Genomic DNA, 20,397 nt, shown 5'->3' with positions numbered 1-20,397 from the left:
CTTTATTATAAAGGATAGTTTCAGTAGTAAAAGCTGAAGTCTAGCTGACAGCCATCGAACCGAGTATGTGCGAATATTTACACCTACAGGATAATGATATTGCGCTATCTATTGTGATTCGAAGTCGTTTGATACTTAAAATAGCTCTAAAAAGGGAGTTTGTAGACTCCCTTCAATATAGATAGTTTAACGCGCAAGGAAAGTTGCGGCTTCATCAATTAAATCAGCAACGACTTTGGGTTGAGACGCGAGTGAAGCATGACTGGCATCTAAAGAAATGACTTTTTGAGCATTTAAGCGTGAAGACATCATGGCTTGGTTTTCAGGGTGAATCATGCGGTCTTCAGTTGAAATTTGGTACCAAGATGGTTTGTTTTTCCATGCTGGGTTTGAAATGGTATCGCCAAAAGTACTCGCAACAGGGGCTTTCTGGGTGATGCCCATGACCAGTCCTTCATCATTCGTTAAGTCCTGACAGAAGCTTTCATGGTATTTATCGGCTTTGACCCAAAGGTATCCGTCACTGTCGGGTTCTAAGTTGGGGGCACCAACGGGTAAATGTTGCTGCGTAATGCCACCTGGACTTTCACCAGCATCGGGTGCAAAAGCTGCAATATAGACTAGACCCACAACATTGGGTTGATTACCCACTTCGGTAATGACCGCCCCCCATAGGAGTGGCCAACTAAAAGTACATCTCCTTGTACTTGTGCAATCATTTTACGGGTTCTTTCGACATCATCCGCCAAAGAGGTGAGCGGCAGTTCAACGGCACGTAAGGCTTCGTAACCTCGGTGAGATAGGTCAGTAATGACTTTCGACCAATGGGCAGCGCCGCCCCAAAATCCATGTACTAAAATAATTGTTGGCTTCTTATTTATCTTCTTATCCCTAGAGTAAAAATATCATCTTATCGTGAAAAATTTAGTGAGACTAGCTTGGTTTTATGCTTCTCTGTATTGTTACAATCAACTGATTGTAAGTTAAAGAGATGAGTGGGCTAAATTTTCGCAGTCATTTTTGAAAACATATTTATTATTTAAGTACTTAATTTTTATATTGAATCTAAAATTTAGTAAAAATAGGGCATAACCTTTTATCGGTTTATTTTAAGGGATTCTAGTATCTTTTATTAGATTTGAAGGTTGTAGGTTGAGTTGAGCAGCTTATGCCGAGGGGCTGACATTTATCAGATAGAGTATCCATTTCAGCTTTTGGTGCTGTCTAGAAATAAAGGGAAAGTTGTTTCAGGCGAGGACATCACTTTTGCAAAGATGAATGAGAGGTGTCTCTGCCTGAATATTTGCTTTTCTAGAATTGAGTGTCTAGAAATCAAATGAGGTTTGTAGATAATACGTTTGTGGCGCACCTACATACATTCCACCGACTTGATCCGCTGAACGAGTGTAGTATTCACGGTCAAATAGGTTCTTCACACCGAAGCCCACTTTGAGACCATTGAGTTGTGTGTTGGAAAAATCATAGGATGCCCGAACACCCACTAAACCATAACCAGGAATGTTGCCATAGCGTCCAGTAGCATCATGGGTGCCCGATGCGGTTTGACCAGATTGACCGTAGAAATTAGTGTTTAGTGTCCATTGATCAACTTTATAGTCTATTCCAGCATTGCCGACCAATTGTGAATAAAAGTCGAGATCTTGTCCTTTGTTTTCCCCAGCAGATGCGGTTGCTTTGGTGTAAGTGGTATTGGCATATAGCGAAATACCGCTGAGTTCGTCACTGATTGCACCGAGATTATATTTAAATCCGAACTCGGCTCCTTTGTGTTCAGTGGCACCTAAATTTGAGTAAGTTTGAGTTGCATCATCTCGTTTTAATTCATCAGAAAAATCAATATAAAACAGGGTGAATTCTAGGGATAGATATGGGTCTAAATAGTGTGTACCAATTTCATAATTATTGGCTTTTTCAGGTTGCAAGCCTTGCATGGTCAGATAGGCACCTGACGCATTGGTATTAGCCATTTGGCTATATTGTAGTGGTGCAAAAGATTTACCGTAGTTTGCAAAAATATTCCACAAATCATTGGCTTTATACATGACTGAAAAGCTTGGTAATACTGCATCATAGGATTTTTCAGCATGTACTCCGTTGAGTACCGATGCATCTTTATTTAATTTGTACATATTTTCGGTGGTTTTGATTTTCTCAAAACGAACACCAGGAATCAGAGACCATGCACCCACATCTGTGCGGTTGTCGATGAACAATGCATGTGCATCTGTTTTCCCGTCTGCTTTGGTCCAAGCATATTCATTTGTAGGGCCTGTGACCGTGTTATAGCTTGCACGATTAACCGCCTCTTCACTAGTTTCATGTAGATAGCGATAGCCCACAGAAACTTCATTTTCAGTAGTCCCAAGTTGGTACGCATGCGAATACCGTGGCTCGATTGCCGTCACTTTATAATTACGTGGCGCCGTTTGGTACAGTTTTGATCCACTACGTTCCATTCCTGCATCACGGAAGGTGTCAGTGTGATAGGCCAAAAGCTCAAAGGCATTGTCATCTTTTTTATAGCTGTATTTAACTGAACCGTCAGTACGATGCCCTTTCATATAATCATGATTGCGCAAGGACTGATATGGATTTTCAGCAAATTGAGCAGGGGTTAAACCTCCAGGCATATCTACATCTGCATCGTAGCGGTGTAGATTGGCTTCAATTTTTGCATATTCATCTATTGCATAAGCTGCTTTTAAGCGAATATCGTTGATGTCAGAGTCATCATTTTTATCGCGAAAACCCTCTCCATTAACGCCAGAATATAACAGCGCTAAGCCTAAACCGTTGTCTAAGGTTCCACCCACAAATAAGTTGGGGTTAAATTTTACATGACCGTTTTCTGCAATTTCTGTAGTGAGGTCTACCGTTCCAGCAAAGGTTTCAGGAATTGTACGCGAGTTAAAATTAATAATCCCTCCTACATTTTGTGGCCCAAAGCGAACAGAGCCCGCGCCACGCACCACGTCGATACTTTCAGTATTGCCTAAACTAGTGGGTGCTAAGGAGAGTTGTGATTGACCATAAGGGGCAAACGAAAGTGGAACACCGTCCACGAGTACCTGTGAGCGTGGTGAAAACCGTGACGTTAAACCACGGACACCGATGCTTAACGATGCATCACTCCCTGCTGTTCCTGCATTTTCAGGAGCTTGAATACCAGGCACAGTGCGTAAAGCCTCTTTGACAGAAGTTACGCCTCGGTTAATCAACTCATCACGCTGAATGACTGTACGCGCTCCAGCATGATTTAGTACTTTCTGTGCATTGGCTTCATCTAACCAGTTGCCTTCGGCTTGCACAATTATCGGGTTAAGCGTCACAGTAGGGTATGTATCGGCTGCATAAAGTATGGAGGGAAATAAGCAGAGGGTGAGGACTGATTTTTTGAAATGAGGGAGTAACACAAGAGATCCTTAAAATGATGTATAGGTTAAATGTGAAGAAAATACGGAGAATTTGTAAGTTTGTGAAATGATAAGCTGACTAGCGAGATCTGTAAATGATAATCGTTTGCTTTTTATTCAAGTGTTATATAAAAATTATTAGAATAAAGGGAATAGTGAAAGCACTTAAAAGTGAGGCGGCAATCTATACAAAATTTTTTTCTGAAAGGGCTCTGCAATATCAAACAGGCTGACAGTTTTCTAGAATATGAATACAGAAAGATAGATAAAAACGGTGGCTAACATTTGAGTAAAAATTGAACTTATTGCTGAGTTTAGCCTAAAAAACCAATGGCTTTCACTGGGAGGCCATTGGTTTTAGTGTATGTTGAATTTTGCTCAATCTGACATTAGTTTAACATTACAGATTGTTGGTCAAGTCCGCCTGAGTATTCATAGGCTTATCTTGAGCATGCTTTCCCCAGTTAAATTTCTGTGCACAGATGCCCAATCCAACAATAAACAGAGCAAGTAAACTAGTGTAAGTCACTTCTTTGAAGTAGGTGCCTTCCACAAGCATGGTAATGAGTGCGCCAATGATAAATGCGATGGCAAGATAAGTGAGCCAAGGGAATAACCACATTTTAAAGTCAATCACTTGTCCTTCGGCTTCTAATTTTTTACGCATACGTAATTGTGAGAAGGCAATGGTCAAGTAGACATACAACGCTGCTGTACCTGTTGCTAACATGAAGATGTCATAGACATTCATACTTTCAGTTGCAGTAAGGTACGTTGCGACCAGAGCAAATAATGACGAGACCAGAACGCCCATCCACGGACTACCATTACGGTTGATTGAACCAAAGCTTTTCGGTGCGTCGCCACGGTTGGACAGTGAAAATAACATCCGTGAGCAGGTATAGAGTGCCGAGTTAAAGCAGCTACATACCGAGGTCAGGACTACAAAGTTAACAATGTGTTTTGCTTCTGGAATGCCAAGTGCTGACAAAGTCACACTATAGGTTCCCCACGTTGGATCTTTTAATAGTGGATTGTTATGTGGAATTAGGCATACGGTAATAAACATTGAACCGACATAGAACAACATAATTCGCCAAACCACCGAGTTAGACGCTTTACGGATTTCACGGGCAGGGTTTTCTGATTCTGCCGCCGCAACCGTAACAATTTCAGCACCGATGTAGGCAAACATAACCCCGAGTAAGGCGGTGATGACTGCCGAGAAACCATTCGGCATGAAGCCGTCCGCAGTTAAATGCGTGATTCCTGATGCAGTTGCTTGACCCCATGGCCATAAATGCATGATAGCCAAGCTACCAATCACTAAGAAAATCACAATCGCAATTACTTTGATGAGTGCAAACCAAAACTCAAATTCACCATAGTTTTTGACATTTTGTAAGTTAACCAAAACTAAGGACACAATTACGACCAGCATGTAACCCCAGATTGGGATAAAGGGAAACCAACTGTTGAGAATTTTACCTGCGACATAGGCTTCCCAGCCCATCAGCAAAGCCCAAGAACACCAATACAGCCAGCCAATGGTAAAACCAGCCCAACGCCCAATGGCACGATCTGCATAGGTTGAAAATGACCCACTGTCTGGATTGAGAACGGCCATTTCACCTAGCATACGCATGATTAACAGAATGAGTAATCCACCAAACGCATAGGCCAAAACTGCAGCAGGGCCTGCTGAATAGATAACATTTCCCGAGCCGATGAACAGTGAACCACCAATGACACCTGCAATCGAGATCATGGTGAGATGACGCGACTTAAGTCCATTTTTTAAGCCCTGAGATGCATCCGGCACAGCGCTTTGTTTAGGTGCTTCCATATAATTTTCCTTAATCTTAAGGAGGTAGTTTCAAAAGGGGGCAAAGCCTTTTTCGGACTACTCATCCTTTAAAACTGTAACCGAATGATCAGAGGCTTTATTATTATTAAGGCAAAAATGAATAAATCTGATATTTCTGTCAAAGCGTGAAAAATCACACTTTGGCTACAAAACGGTTACATGTTGTTTATGTATGCACCTAATCTCTCTTTTTTGTTCTCAGTAAACGAGAGCCATTTTTTAGCATTTGGAAGGAGCCAATTGCAGCTAAAATGTGAAAAGCTGGGGAGCCAATGTTTACTCTCATCTCAATAATTTATAGAATGAAGCAGCAAAACTTAGCTTTGTAACTGCTGCTTTAGTCGCAAGTCGAATGGTTTTAAAAAACTTAAGTATCTAATTTATAAAAATAATCAACTCAGCGTACGAACTCCTGCATTTCGCAGACATTTGAGTAACACACCAAAAGCCACCAATATTTCTTGTTCACGGACACAGGCAAAGCCCAATAGTAGTCCTTTCTGCCGTGTTGAATAATGCTTGGTATAGTATTGTGACAGTGCTCGAACTTTTACGCCTTGATCAAGTGCATTGCTAGCAATCAACACATCATCCATGTTGCTCGGCAGCTTTAAAATCAAATGTAAACCAGCAGCGGTATTGTATTCATGCAGGAAATCTGCCCCAAGATGACGTGTAATCAGGTCGATTAAAAAGGCGTGGCGCTTGCTATAGAGTAAACGCATACGACGAATATGTGCTTCATAATGGCCCTCACGGATAAACTCTGCCAAGACTTTTTGATCCAGTAAATGCCCGCCCCGATATAGTTCCGATGCCACAATACGCAGTGGTGAAAACAACTTTTTAGGGACCACCAAATAGCCAATGCGCAACGCAGGGTAGATGGTTTTACTGAAGGTTCCCATATAAATGACAGGTGCATCAGGTTCCAAACCTTGCAAAGAAGGGAAGGGCTGACCCGAGAAGCGGAACTCACTGTCATAGTCATCTTCCACAATCCAGCTTTTATGCTGGCGCGCGATGGCAATCAATTGTTTACGACGTTCTAAGCTTAAGTGAGAGCCTAAAGGGTACTGATGTGAAGGCGTTACAAAAATCAGTTTAGGCGGGGTTTTTGGGTCTAGGTCAGGAATAATGCCTTCTTGATCGACAGGTAAGGAGCGTAGATTCACGCCATTAATGCGTAAAATATTCCGTGCCCCCCAATAAGCAGGATCTTCAATCCAAATTTCATCGCCTGGGTCACTTAAGGTCCGTGAAACCAAATCGATCGCCTGGTGTGTCCCTTCAGTAATAATGATTTGATCTGCATCGCATTGCACCGAACGCGCAATTTTGAGGTATTCTGCCAGTTCTTGGCGCAGCTCTAAACAACCGCCCGCATTGCTATAAATAAGACTGTTAATTTCGGGTTCACGGCTGAGGCGGGTCTGAATACGGCTAAAAATATGGTGCGGAAATTCTGTGACATCAGGTGCACCGGGCACAAACGCGCCCCATTGGTAAGGTGATGCAGCTGAATAGCCAATGAGATAGGAACCACGTTGCGATAAATTGTAATTCTGCTGGGTCTTTTTTTCTTGAGCTTGACTATTGGTATTTTCAGCTTTGACCAAAAAGGATTCAGGCAGTTTTTCAGCCACCCACGTGCCTTGGCCTGTACGTGCTTCAACATAACCTTGTGCTTGTAATTGTTCATATGCACTGAGTACGGTGTTGCGCGAGACTTTAATTTCTTTGGCCAAATCACGCGATGCAGGTAGGCGAGTTTTGGGTGCGAGCACACTGTCAATAATGGCGTTGCGTAAGCAGCGAAACAACCGCAATTGTAGGGTTCCGTCAATATCTTGCTGTAATCGTTGCAGTAAATAATCTCCAAGCAAGCTACGCAATTGGCTCTCTCCTACAATATTAAAATGGCTTTTCGTGAGCGATTACCATAAATGCAAAATTATCTCGTCAGGCAGCCGTTGTAAAGCATTTCGCTTGTAGACGTTGGGAGCAAATGCCCGCGACTAAGGGGCTGGAAATATACACAAGTCGCATCCAAAGCAAAAGTTTTTTTAGATGATTTACATAATCGAATGCAACGGCTTGAAAATACAATTAGAAAAGCCTAAAGAAGGATATAAATGGTTTCTAGGTTAGCCTAGTCCTTTGCTGAATTTTGGGCTTCTTTAGCATTTTGGGTGATTCGGTTGAATACCGTAATGGCCCTCTTGTATAAGTATGCCTTTTTTTAATTTATAATTTTTAAATTATTAATTTTTAATAAATAAATATTTTATGTGTGAAATAATTATAAAGGGGTCGGGTGAATTGGCTCCATCTGTCTGATGAAAAGTGGCTCTCGTCTAGTGCCAATAAAAGCGCAAAATGCAATAAACCCCACGTCCTTTGTAAATCAGCAAAAAGCATGATCGGGACGCTGAAATTTTATAAATGTATGAATCAAGAATGAGGATACAAAATGGACAGTAAACACTCTGCACTGAACGCACGTAAACTAAAAGCGACTCCTCGTGGCGTTGGTGTCATGTGTCAATGGTATGCGGAGAAAGCAGAAAATTCCACCATTTGGGATGCTGAAGGGAATCAATATACTGACTTCGCGGGTGGTATTGCGGTACTGAACACAGGTCACCGTCATCCTAAAATTATTGCTGCTGTTACTGAACAATTGACTAAATTCACCCATACAGCGTACCAAGTTGTACCGTATGAAAGCTATGTTTCTTTGGCTGAACGTATTAATGCACGTGCGCCAATTGCTGGTGAAGCAAAAACAACATTCTTCTCTACTGGTGCCGAAGCTGTAGAAAATGCAGTGAAAATTGCACGTTCTTACACAGGTCGTCACGGTATTGTGACTTTTGGTAACGGTTTCCACGGTCGTTCATTTATGACGATGGCAATGACGGGTAAAACTGCACCGTACAAACGTGACTTCGGTGCGATGCCTTCAGGTGTTTTCCATGCACGCTACCCAGTAGAGTCAAAAGGCATTACTGTAGATATTGCGATTGAAAGCATTGAAGACATTTTTGCAGAAGATATTGCGGCACATGATGTAGCCGCTATTGTGCTTGAACCTGTTCAAGGTGAAGGCGGTTTCAACGTTGTTCCAGCTGAATTCTTAAAGCGTTTACGTGCGCTATGTGATCAACACGGTATTTTGATTATTGCAGATGAAGTACAGACAGGCTTTGCACGTACTGGTAAGTTATTTGCCATGGAACACTATGAAACCAAAGCCGATTTAATCACGATGGCGAAAAGCCTTGGTGGTGGTTTCCCTATCTCTGGTGTGGTTGGCCGTGCTGAAGTGATGGATGCACCGAACCCAGGTGGTCTAGGTGGTACTTATGCAGGTAATCCAGTGGCTGTAGCTTCTGCGCATGCCGTACTGGACGTGATTGAAGAAGAAGGTCTTTGCGAACGTGCAAATGTATTGGGCGCAGAGTTGGTTGAAGTTCTGAATGAACTCAAACAGTCTTCGTCTACAGTCCAAGAAATTCGTGCGTTGGGTTCAATGGTCGCGATTGAGTTGGAAACGGCGGATCAAGCGAAAGCAATTCAAAACTATGCAATGCAAAATGGCTTGCTTATTTTGACCTGTGGTCGTTATGGTAATGTGATCCGTTTCTTATATCCTTTAACGATTCCTGCAGAACAATTCCGTGCTGGCTTAAACATTTTAAAACAAGGTTTTGCACTTTCTGCTGCAGCATAATTGAAGAGTAATGATGATGCTTCAAGCGCAATATAAAGATTTATTACAGCATCCAGATATTCGTTTTGATATGCCTGAAAATGGCGGTTACATCGAAGTCAAAGATGCCGCAACACATGACACTTTGGCATGGGTGAAATCCCATGACCGCGCGTCAGTTGAGCAAGTGATTGCTCGTTCTCAAAAGGCACAAACTGCGTGGAAAGCACAAACAGCTCTACAACGCGCTGATGTGCTTTGGGCTTGGTTTGATTTGATGCAGGAAAATAAAGAGTCATTGGCTCAGATTTTGACTGCTGAACAAGGTAAGCCTTTAGCTGAAGCACGTGGTGAAATTGGCTATGCTGCTTCATTTATTCGTTGGTTTGCTGAACAAGCACGCCGTATCGATGGTGAAGTTTTAACACCAACACTGCCGAACCAGCGTTTGTTGGTGATCAAACAGGCGATTGGTGTTACGGCAGCAATTACGCCGTGGAACTTCCCCGCAGCAATGATCACACGTAAAGCAGCACCTGCCATTGCAGCAGGGTGTTCAATGATTGTGAAACCTGCTGAGCAAACGCCTTTAACAGCTTATGCTTTAGAAGTGTTAGCACTGCGTGCTGGTTTGCCACAAGACGTGTTATTACACATCAGTGGTGATTCAAGCGAAGTGGGTAAAACATTGTGTGAAAGCGACACGGTGAAAAAGTTGAGCTTCACCGGTTCAACTCAAGTCGGTCGTATCTTGATGCAACAATGTGCGCCAACCATCAAAAAACTGTCTTTAGAATTAGGCGGTAATGCACCAGTATTGGTTTTTGATGATGCCAATCTTGAGCAAGCGGTACAAGGTATTATGGCCAGCAAGTTCCGCAATAGCGGACAGACCTGTGTATGTGCCAACCGTATTTATGTACAAGACGGTATTTACGATGCTTTGGTTGAAAAATTAGCGGTTGCTGTGACCAACTTAAAAGTCGGTGATGGTCGAGTTGAGACTTCAACCCAAGGGCCTTTGATCGACGAAGCTGCGATTGCAAAAGTACAGTCGCATATTGCCGATGCCATTAGCAAAGGTGCACAGGTTAAAACCGGTGGTCAACGTTCAAGCTTAGGTGGTACTTTCTTTGAACCGACACTTTTAACCGAAGTGACGCAAGAGATGAAAGTCGCGAAAGAAGAAACATTTGGCCCATTGGCTGCATTGTTCCGCTTCAACACCGAAGAAGAAGCAGTGCAAATGGCCAATGACACAGAGTTTGGTCTAGCAACTTACTTGTTTACCCAAAACACAGCACGTCAGTGGCGTGTTGGTGAAGCGCTTGAGTACGGTATGGTTGGCATCAACACTGGCGCGATTTCAAATGAAGTGGCTCCGTTTGGAGGTGTGAAGCAGTCTGGCTTAGGTCGTGAAGGTTCTAAATTTGGTATCGACGAATATCTCGAAATGAAATATTTGTGCGTAGACTTATCTGTTTAAGTTAGTCCAGTAACCATCAGTTAAAGAATCAGCCTTGCCCATTCAAGGCTGATTTTTTATGGGTGTATATTGGGAAAGAGTCGATCTATTTTAAAATATTGCAAGGTCTAATATTGGTTTGACCCTGAAACTTATAGTTTTGCGGGGTAGTGTTTGATCAACCAAATAAGATCACTAAAGTCATTATTTTTCATGATAGCTTGTGTCGCACGCTGTAAAGAAGTATCAATTAAATCACCTGATTGCCTATTTAAAATATTTATATGCTTTCATAGGCTTTGTTGCACAAACCTATCTCTAAAGGCTTATTCCACAATATAATTCTCAAATGAATAAGCCCACACCTAAAATCTATCGTACAACCAATTGGTCTTCTTATAACAGTGCATTAATAAATCGAGGAAATCTCTCAATTTGGTTTGATCCCAAGACGCAATGGTACGCTCAACCCAAAGGTAAACATGGTCGAAATCAAACTTATTCAGATACAGCCATCCAATGCTGTTTAATGATCAAATCCTTATTTCGTCTTTCTTTACGCATGGTCACTGGCTTTGTGCAAAGTCTCATTCATCTTTGTAGATTAGATTGGACAGCACCGGATTATTCAACCATTTGTAGAAGACAAAAGCATATTGATATTGCAATTAACTATCAAAAAAGCAGTAATGGTCTCCAGCTACTCGTCGATTCTACTGGCTTAAAGTTTCTAGGCGAAGGTGAATGGAAGCGTAAGAAACACCAACCTGAATATCGTCGCCAATGGCGTAAACTTCATATTGGTATAGATGCTGAAACCCTTCAAATACGCGCTATTCAACTCACTACAAATAATGTGAGTGATTCACAAGTGCTTGGTGATTTACTCGATCAGATTCCACAAGATGAGCAGATTGACTCTGTCTATACTGATGGGGCTTATGACACCAAGCAATGCCGTCAAGTAATTGCAGACCGACAAGCACATGCGGTGATTCCGCCAAGAAAAAATGCGAAACCTTGGAAAGATACAAAGACCAGCTCGCTAGAGCGAAATGAATTACTTCGAACAGTTAAACGTTTAGGAAGAACAATATGGAAAAATTGGTCAGGCTATCATCGCAGAAGTCTGATAGAAACCAAGATGCATTGCATCAAATTATTAGGCGATAAACTCCGTGCGAGAAACTTTCAAAGCCAAGTCAATGAGATTCATGCACGTGTGGCCGTATTAAATAAATTTACAGATTTAGGCCGACCTCACACCCAAGTTGCCACTTAAATTTAGATAACTTGGAAGAAGTTTAGCTTTTGAATGTTTGTGCAACAAAGCCACCTGTAGACCATAAGTACAATTCTTCTGTTTTGGCTTTGGATGCAACCACAGGTAAAGAGAAGTGGGTTTATCAAACCGTTCACAATGATCTTTGGGACTTCGATTTACCCATACAGCCAAGCTTGGTCGATTTTCCAATGCAAAATGGGCAAACCAAACCTGCTGTCGTCATTGGCACTAAATCTGGTCAGTTCTTTGTACTCGATCGTGTGACAGGCAAGCCTTTAACCAAAGTCATTGAACAACCTGTCAAAGCTGCAGATATTCCTGATGAGCAATACAGTGCAACTCAGCCACGTTCAGTTGAAATGCCACAAATTGGCAATCAAACTTTGACTGAATCGGACATGTGGGGCGCAACGCCATTTGACCAGTTGATGTGTCGTATTAACTTTAAATCGATGCGTTATGACGGTCTCTTTACTGCACCGGGTTCTGATATATCTTTAAGTTTTCCGGGTTCGTTGGGTGGGATGAATTGGGGCAGTATCGCATTTGACCCAACGCATCGTTATATGTTTGTCAACGACATGCGCCTAGGTCTGTGGATTCAGCTGATTAAACAAACGCCTGAAGACTTAAAACTTGAAGCCAGTGGCGGAGAGAAGGTCAACACTGGTATGGGCGCAGTGCCAATGAAGGGTACACCGTATAAAGTGAATAAAAACCGCTTTATGTCGGTATTGGGCATTCCATGCCAAAAACCACCTTTCGGAACCATGACGGCGATTGATATGAAAACCCGTCAAGTGGCTTGGCAAGTGCCTTTAGGTACGGTTGAAGATACGGGTCCAATGGGCATCAAAATGGGCTTAAAAGCGCCGATTGGTATGCCAACTATTGGTGGTCCAATGGCAACTCAAGGTGGTTTAGTGTTCTTTGCTGCAACACAAGACTTCTACTTGCGCGCCTTCAATTCATCTAATGGTGAAGAGTTATGGAAAGCGCGTTTACCCGTAGGTAGCCAAGGTACACCAATGAGCTATATTTCTCCAAAAACAGGCAAGCAATATGTGGTCATTTCCGCAGGTGGGGCACGTCAGTCGCCTGATCATGGTGATTATGTGGTTGCGTATAGCTTAGCCGATTAAAACGTTTTATTGTATGGGAAGCCTGCCGAGATGATAGGCTTCCCATTTTTATGGTAATAACAAGCAAGGAAATATTGTGCGATTAACTTATTTGATGCCTGCGCCTTTTAAACAAGCCTTATTGACAGCGGTTATTTTACAATCTATGCATGCTTATGCAGAAGCGACAGAATATCAACTTCCTGTCATCACCGTCCAAGCGGTACATACCGATAGCGAGTTGTTATCGACTTCTGCATCCATTCAAAAAGTCCAAGCGGCTACAGTACAAAACAATGCCAATGTGAACCTATCCGAAGTTTTACAAGGGGTTGCAGGCTTACAAATTAATAACCGTGAAAACTATGCGCAAGACTTACAGATTTCGATGCGTGGCTTTGGCGCTCGTTCGACTTTTGGCGTGCGTGGCATTCGGATGTATGTCGATGGTATTCCTGCGACCATGCCTGATGGTCAAGGGCAAAGTTCCAATATTGACCTCAATAGTTTAGATCACATCGAAGTAGTGACAGGGCCATTTTCATCTTTATATGGTAACTCATCAGGTGGAACCATCTTGACTGAGACTAAAGAAGGGCAAGGCAAAGACTCAATTCAAGTGGGTCTAAATGCAGGCAGCCACCATAAGCAACAAGCCAATATCCAATTACAAGGGGGTTCTGAACAGGCCAATCAACCCGCTTATGTGATTAGTTCCTCTTATTTTGATACCGATGGTTTTCGAGACCATAGTGCAGCACAAAAAGTACTGAATAATGCCAAACTAACATGGAACTTAGACGATGGCAGTAAAATCAACTGGGTGATGAACCGTGTCGATATTGATGCTGACGACCCACAAGGTCTCAGTCGTGAGCAGTGGAAAGCTAATCCGAAACAAGTGAATGACCGTACCAATACTTATAATGTGCGTAAAGAAATTGAACAAACCCAAACAGGGCTGACGTGGACTAAGCCGCTGAATGATCAGCAAGAGTTGTATAGCATGTTCTATTTGGGCAACAGACAAGTCGTACAATATCAGTCGATTCCTAAATGTACGTTAAGTAAAACGACAGGGGAATGTATTGAGAATACATCACAATTAAACCCTCGCCATGCTGGTGGTGTGATTGATTTTGACCGAGATTATTATGGTGCGGACTTCCGTTGGACGGGTAAAGCGCTTTTACCGAATACAACCTTGGTTGCCGGTGTGGCTTTAGACCGCATGGTCGAAGATCGTAAAGGCTATAATAATTATAATCATGCAGGTACATTTGGCGTGAAAGGTGATTTACGCCGAAATGAAAATAATACCCTGTGGAATTTAGATCCATATGTGCAGGCCTCATGGCAATTCTTACCCACATGGCATCTTGATACAGGCTTACGCTATAGCAATGTACATTATGAGTCAGATGATCATTACATCCTTGATAAAAATGGTGATGACAGTGGTTCAACGGATTATCAAAAATTATTGCCTTCTGTAGCTTTAGGCTGGGAAATTTTACCTGAAATTTATGCCTATGCCAGTTATGGCAAAGGCTTTGAAACGCCAACCTTTACCGAAATGGCTTATAACACTGATCCTTCGAAATCGGGTATGAATTTTGCGTTAAAAGCAGCAAGTAGTGATAACTATGAGCTGGGTCTAAAGTCGCAGAATCCATTCGGGCTCTTCACTTTTGCTATTTTCCAGACAGATACAGAAAACGATATAGTGACAGCGGGAACACGTGATGGTCGTGCGACTTTTCGTAATGCAGATCAAACCACACGACAAGGTTTAGAGCTTTCATGGCAACAAACGATTTGGAAAGAACTCAATATTCAATCTAGCTTTAGTTATATCGATGCTGAATTTGATAGTTATACAGCAGAAATAGCGAATCCAGATGATTCAACAAAACCTTATGCGAAAGCCATTAATAAAGGAAATAAGATTCCCGGGATTGCCAAAAATCAAGTGTTTACCCGTATTGCATGGCAACCAGAGAGGGGCTTTCAAGCCGGCTTAGAAGCACGCTATATGGATAAAATTTATGTCGATGATATCAACTCAGATACTGCGCCAAGTTATACCGTTGTGGCTGCAAATGTCGGCTATTTATGGGTAAACCGTGACTGGAAAGTAAACAGCTATGCCCGAGTCGATAACCTGTTTGACCGTAACTATGTTGGCTCAGTGATTGTGAATGACGGCAATAGTCGCTTCTTTGAACCTGCCGATGGCCGAAACTTTAGCGTTGGCATGAGTGTAACCAAAGCCTTTTAATGAAAATGGTTTGGCTAAGCAAAAATGCAGCATAGCCAAACCAGATGAATCGCGCCATACGACTGCAAAAGACGCTTTTGTATGGGTGCTTAATCTATTTATGAATTGCTTTGATATTCCTGAATCACTTCCAGTGCAGCACGGAACGCCTCTTGAGTCGCAGGTGCGCCGCAATAAGGCAAACTGTGTAAAAGGACTTCTTGAATTTCTTCTACCGTTGCACCGTTATTTAGCGCACCGCGAACGTGACCTTTCAGCTCAGTTGGACTCTTTTGTGCCGTCAAAAATGCAATGGTAATTAACGAGCGATATTTACGCGGTAAAACACCTTCACGTTGCCATGTTGAGCCCCAAGCATGTTCATTAATCCAGTCCTGCAAAGGTTGGGTGAAAGGTACAGTATTGTCCTGAGCACGTTTAACAAAAGATTCGCCCATGACTTCTGTGCGAACTTTTAAACCATTTTCATAATCTTGTTGTGACATGGGAACCTCTGAATGTGGAATGCAAATATAGTAGCCGAGCGGCTTAGTTTTTCATCAGCTATTTGGGTTAAAAAGATGTGCGCTATAGTCATCCTTCAATATATTTGGAAGTATAGAGATACTCTTGATCAAGCTGATGATGGTTTTTATACTTGATTGAAAGGCTATAAAAATGCCTATTGGAACTGAAAACCTTTTTGATTGAACTCAATAACAAAGCAGCCGAAGCTGCTTTGAATGATGTCGTTTTGTACTAAGCGGCTTTAAAATCATTGATGATCAGTGCTAAGCCAGTCGCTTTCTGGATTTGTTCTAGGCTTACATCGCGTGCCAGTTCAACTAGTTTCACACCTTCAGTAGTGATATCCATCACGCCTAAGTCAGTAATGATACGGCTGACGACAGCTTTACCCGTGAGTGGTAGGGTACATTGAGGCACGATTTTTGGTGTGCCATCTTTGGCACAGTGTTCCATCAGAACCACAACTTTTTGTACGCCAGAAACCAAGTCCATTGCACCGCCCATGCCTTTGACTTTTTTACCCGGAATCATCCAGTTTGCCAAGTCGCCTGTTTCAGAGACTTCCATTGAACCTAAAATAGCAATATTGACATGACCACCACGAATCATAGCAAAGGATTCTGAGCTTGAGAAAAATGCAGCCCCTTTACGTGCGGTGACAGTTTGTTTTCCTGCATTAATCAAGTCTGCATCAACTGCATCACGGGTTGGAAATTCATCAATACCGAGTAAGCCATTTTCTGACTGTAACCAAACATTGATCCCTTCTGGCAGATAATTGGCCACTAAAGTCGGTAAGCCAATACCTAAGTTGACATAAAAACCATCTTCGAGTTCAAGGGCAGCACGCTGCGCCATTTCATTACGTGTCCAAGCCATGACTAAGCTTCCTCTGCTTTAATGGTCAGTTGTTCAATCTGCTTTTTGGGGGTGGCGTTCAGTACCACACGGTTGATGTAGATACCCGGTAAATGGATGTCATCTGGATCAATTTCACCAATTTCAACCACTTGTTCAACTTCGGCAATGGTGAATTTGCCTGCCATGGCACAGTCAGGGTTAAAGTTACGTGCTGTTTTACGGAATACCAAGTTGCCCGCTTTATCAGCCTTGTAGGCTTTCACTAAAGCAATGTCCGCAGTAAGGGACATTTCTAAAATATGCGGACGACCATCAAAGTCGCGGACTTCTTTACCTTCGGCAATGAGGGTGCCTACACCTGTTTGGGTGAAAAATGCAGGAATACCTGCGCCGCCTGAACGTAGTTTTTCTGCGAGCGTACCTTGCGGAGTAAGCTCAACTTCAAGTTCACCATTGAGATACTGACGCTCAAACTCTTTATTTTCACCGACATAAGAGGCAATCATTTTTTTAATTTGTTTGGTTTCTAATAATTTACCCAAACCAAAGCCATCCACACCCGCATTATTCGAAATACAGGTTAAACCTGTGACACCTGTATCTTTTAAGGCATCAATTAATGCTTCTGGAATACCGCAGAGGCCAAAACCACCCACGGCAACCGTTTGATTATTGGCAACTACATCAGCTAATGCTTCGGCTGCATTTGCGACGACTTTATTCATGTTTTATTTCCTGATCTTCCTTGCTTGTTATTTTTTTAGCATTGCGCTGCACTTTTTAGAAATTGAATCTTTCTAACGTATAATAAGAAAAACTCATTAATGCAGAATATTTACAAAGAAAAATAGATAAAAGAAGAGTCAAAGCATGTGCGAAAGCTATGCAAATAATCATACAGTTTATTTTGAACTATAAAGGTTTAGCTTCAGTTTCGCCTAGAGAAAGGGAGAATTTAGCTTAGAAATGATGCCAAAGTGTGGTCTCAATAAATTGAGACGACATGTTAGACAGTTCATAATCTTTTTTATAAATAATGCCCACCGCGAGTTGCGCTTGATTGTCCTCAATTTCAACCAACACATTTTTTTCAAGGTCGATGAATTTTTGGAAATGCCGTGGAATAGCAGTGACGCCCATACCATAGGCAACAAAGTGTGAAAGGGAACTGATTTGGTGGCATTCGACTTTCAAGTCCAACACCACTTGATGCGCAGCACAATGTTCCTCAATCACATGCCGAATAATCGAGGGGTTTTGTAAGGTCACAAATGGACAAGAGCACAGTTCAAGCCATGTCACGCTTTTTTGTTTGGCTAAGACGTGGTGTTTGGGCAATAGAGCCAAAAAGTCTTCATTGAATAAAGGCTGAAAAATCAGTTGATCATTGGCCTTGGGTTCAAAACAAATGCCAATTTCAAAGATGCCTTCTTGAACTTTTTCAATGATTTTTTCATTGGTGATGTCATGGATGGAAAAACTGATGTTAGGGTGCAACTGTGAAAAATCATGCATCACTGCGGGGAGTACCGCATGGGTGGCAAAGGGCATTGAGGCAATATTTAAAGTGCCACGGTTGAGTTTAAAGCGCTGTTTGACATCTTTTTCCATATCTTCCCAGTTGGCCAGAAGCTTTTTGGCATAGGGAATAAGAGATTGACCTTCAGTGGTGATTTCTACCCGACGCGTGTTGCGTTTAAACAGTTTTCCACCCAGTTCTTCTTCCAATGTTTTAATGCTTAAGCTAAGAGCGGATTGGCTCAGACATAGTTCATTGGCTGCATTGGCATAATTAAGCGTACGTGCAAGGACCAAAAAGGCTTTTAATTGTTTGAGTGTCATGAGCTTCCCTGAGCAATGATGCAACACGATGTTGAATGAAAATGAACGTGTTTTTCTCAAATGGTTTACATGAAAAATACAACAGACGGTCAAAACAGATCAAGTGATGGAAGTGGGTGTCATTTTTATCAAGTCGTCAAAGCAGTATAAGTCGAACAGCATGATAGTCTGTAAAAATATGTTTTAACTGAATGAAAAATATAAAAATTGGTCATTTCGTGCGATTTTGAAATTTTACCTTTAACTTGATGCAATTAGTTTTATCAGTCTTGCTAGGGCTTGGATATTAATCAATTTTTCTTCTTACTCAATGATTATTTTCAAACAATGTGTGGGTTTATATGCATTATAGTCTGACCCAATAAGCTGAAATATTAATGCTCTGATGGATAAATATAGTACATAGATCAGAGTGCAAATAGACATCTCGTCATGAGGGAAATAGACGGTCTATGAATGCGTATTTGGTTTTTCCGCACAGGCTGATTGCACTGTGACTCCACTAGATTTGACATCATTAGTCATTAATATCACAGCACATCAAGACATATTTTCTTTAAGGATGGAGTAAAAAATATGTGGGATTTAGGTGTAATTTTATTGTCTCTTGGGCTACTGATGTATACAGCCTACAGAGGTTTTTCCGTAATTCTTATGGCACCGATTTGTGCCCTGTTAGCGGTTTTACTGATTAACCCTGCTAACGTTTTGCCTTTTTATTCAGGCGTGTTTATGCCCAAAATGGTTGGGTTCATTAAAGATTATTTCTTGGTGTTTTTACTCGGTGCCATCTTCGGTAAAGTGGTTGAAATGTCAGGGATTGCCGAATCCATTGCCAAAACTATTGTGAACCTGATTGGCTCTAAAAATGCGATGTTAACCGTTGTGCTGTTGGGTGCAATTTTAACTTATAGCGGCGTCAGTCTCTTTGTGGTGGTCTTTGCAGTTTATCCATTTGCAAATCAACTCTTTAGACAAGCCAATATTCCAAAGCGTTTGATTCCGGGAACCATTGCCCTTGGTGCATTTACGTTTACCATGGATGCCTTGCCGGGAACCCCGCAAATTCAAAACGTTATACCGACGACCTTTTTTGGTACAGATATTTATGCAGCGCCGTTTCTTGGTTTGATTGGTGGTGTATTTGTTCTTGCTACAGGTTTGAGCTATTTAGAATGGCGTCGCCGTGTAGCCGCTCGAAATGGTGATGGCTATGCTACAGGTATTGAGCTGACAGAAGCCGAGCAACAACAACTTAAACAAAACTTAGATACAACATCAAATGGTTCTACCGCACGTCAATGGTTGGCTTTTGTACCCCTCATTTTAGTTGCCGTGACCAATAAGTATTTATCAACTGCGATTAAAGAATGGTATCCAAACGGTTTTGATTTCAATGCCATTGGACTTGCAGCTTACACCGTCGATGTTGCCAAAACCTCTGCCATTTGGGCTGTGGGTTTAGCCTTAATTGTGGGCATTATCGCGGCAATTTCATTTGACTTCCGCCGTGTCTATACCGGCTTCAAAGATGGCGTCAATGCCAGTATTGGCGGGTCTTTACTTGCAGTGATGAATACCGCATCTGAATACGGTTTTGGTGCGATCATTGCGGCCTTACCGGGCTTTGCGATCATTAGTCATGCATTGGGCAATACCTTTACCAATCCACTGGTCAATGGTGCAGTCACCACGACAGTCTTGGCGGGTGTGACAGGTTCAGCCTCTGGTGGTATGAGTATCGCCCTCAGTGCGATGGCCGATCAATACAATGCTGCGATTCTAGCCATGGGAATTCCACCTGAAGTTATGCATCGTATTGTTGCAATGGCATCTGGCGGTATGGATACCTTACCGCATAACGGCGCCGTGATTACCTTACTTGCTGTGACAGGTTTAACCCATAAACAATCTTATAAAGATATTTTTGCCATCACGATTATTAAAACCATCGCGGTATTTGTTGCCATTGCTGCCTTTACTTGGTTTGGTATTGTTTAAGACTTTGGAATGAAAAAA

Annotated in this window: 12 protein-coding genes and 2 pseudogenes; 6 read left to right on the top strand and 8 right to left on the bottom strand. The window is 42.1% G+C overall.

The genetic code is table 11. From position 1 onward, the window contains the following. Positions 1–186 precede the first annotated feature (186 nt). The 4 genes and pseudogenes from MF4642_RS09490 to MF4642_RS09475 all read right to left on the bottom strand — a co-directional run bounded on the left by MF4642_RS09490 (position 187) and on the right by MF4642_RS09475 (position 7,196). Positions 187–881, bottom strand: a pseudogene (locus MF4642_RS09490) (alpha/beta hydrolase). A 444-nt stretch (positions 882–1,325) separates the two neighbouring features. After that, positions 1,326–3,434 carry a TonB-dependent receptor family protein gene (locus MF4642_RS09485; protein WP_078426042.1) on the bottom strand — a complete coding sequence of 703 codons (2,109 nt, stop codon included), beginning with the start codon at positions 3,432–3,434 and terminating at the stop codon, positions 1,326–1,328. Positions 3,435–3,834: 400 nt separating this feature from the next. Continuing rightward, on the bottom strand, positions 3,835–5,280 hold the full coding sequence (locus tag MF4642_RS09480) for an amino acid permease (protein WP_010326144.1): 1,446 nt from the start codon (positions 5,278–5,280) through the stop codon (positions 3,835–3,837). Positions 5,281–5,693: 413 nt separating this feature from the next. Then, entirely contained in the window at positions 5,694–7,196 is a 1,503-nt protein-coding gene (locus MF4642_RS09475) for a PLP-dependent aminotransferase family protein (RefSeq protein ID WP_078426041.1), read from the bottom strand. A 578-nt stretch (positions 7,197–7,774) separates the two neighbouring features. Between MF4642_RS09475 and gabT the strand changes: the two genes are divergently transcribed. The 5 genes and pseudogenes from gabT to MF4642_RS09450 all read left to right on the top strand — a co-directional run bounded on the left by gabT (position 7,775) and on the right by MF4642_RS09450 (position 15,168). Then, positions 7,775–9,037, top strand: a complete 1,263-nt coding sequence (gabT, locus tag MF4642_RS09470; protein WP_078426040.1) for a 4-aminobutyrate--2-oxoglutarate transaminase — start codon at positions 7,775–7,777, stop codon at positions 9,035–9,037. Between the two features lie 16 nt (positions 9,038–9,053). After that, positions 9,054–10,502 carry an NAD-dependent succinate-semialdehyde dehydrogenase gene (locus tag MF4642_RS09465; RefSeq protein ID WP_078426050.1) on the top strand — a complete coding sequence of 483 codons (1,449 nt, stop codon included), beginning with the start codon at positions 9,054–9,056 and terminating at the stop codon, positions 10,500–10,502. Positions 10,503–10,830: 328 nt separating this feature from the next. Then, complete coding sequence (locus MF4642_RS09460; RefSeq protein ID WP_004637176.1) at positions 10,831–11,763, top strand: IS5-like element ISAha1 family transposase; 933 nt, start codon at positions 10,831–10,833, stop codon at positions 11,761–11,763. 53 nt (positions 11,764–11,816) lie between these two features. Continuing rightward, positions 11,817–12,908, top strand: a pseudogene (locus MF4642_RS09455) (PQQ-binding-like beta-propeller repeat protein); the annotation flags it as partial. A gap of 94 nt (positions 12,909–13,002) precedes the next feature. Further along, complete coding sequence (locus tag MF4642_RS09450; RefSeq protein ID WP_078426039.1) at positions 13,003–15,168, top strand: TonB-dependent receptor; 2,166 nt, start codon at positions 13,003–13,005, stop codon at positions 15,166–15,168. A 98-nt stretch (positions 15,169–15,266) separates the two neighbouring features. Here the strand turns inward: MF4642_RS09450 and MF4642_RS09445 are convergent, their stop codons facing one another. The 4 genes from MF4642_RS09445 to MF4642_RS09430 all read right to left on the bottom strand — a co-directional run bounded on the left by MF4642_RS09445 (position 15,267) and on the right by MF4642_RS09430 (position 18,378). After that, positions 15,267–15,653: a carboxymuconolactone decarboxylase family protein gene (locus tag MF4642_RS09445; RefSeq protein ID WP_004981378.1), complete on the bottom strand. Its 387-nt coding sequence runs from the start codon at positions 15,651–15,653 to the stop codon at positions 15,267–15,269. A gap of 253 nt (positions 15,654–15,906) precedes the next feature. Beyond that, positions 15,907–16,554, bottom strand: a complete 648-nt coding sequence (locus MF4642_RS09440; RefSeq protein ID WP_078426038.1) for a CoA transferase subunit B — start codon at positions 16,552–16,554, stop codon at positions 15,907–15,909. A 2-nt stretch (positions 16,555–16,556) separates the two neighbouring features. Continuing rightward, positions 16,557–17,261: a CoA transferase subunit A gene (locus tag MF4642_RS09435; RefSeq protein WP_004694710.1), complete on the bottom strand. Its 705-nt coding sequence runs from the start codon at positions 17,259–17,261 to the stop codon at positions 16,557–16,559. Between the two features lie 235 nt (positions 17,262–17,496). Beyond that, positions 17,497–18,378, bottom strand: a complete 882-nt coding sequence (locus tag MF4642_RS09430; RefSeq protein ID WP_078426037.1) for a LysR family transcriptional regulator — start codon at positions 18,376–18,378, stop codon at positions 17,497–17,499. A 576-nt stretch (positions 18,379–18,954) separates the two neighbouring features. On the opposite strand from MF4642_RS09430, the gene MF4642_RS09425 reads away from it, so the two are divergent. Next, entirely contained in the window at positions 18,955–20,379 is a 1,425-nt protein-coding gene (locus MF4642_RS09425; RefSeq protein ID WP_078426036.1) for a GntP family permease, read from the top strand. Positions 20,380–20,397: the final 18 nt, after the last annotated feature.

Source organism: Acinetobacter sp. MF4642, assembly GCF_002018925.1.
In the GTDB taxonomy this organism is placed as follows: Bacteria; Pseudomonadota; Gammaproteobacteria; order Pseudomonadales; family Moraxellaceae; genus Acinetobacter; species Acinetobacter johnsonii.
Note: the sequence above shows the minus strand (reverse complement) of the source record. Positions and strands in the feature narration are given on the sequence as shown.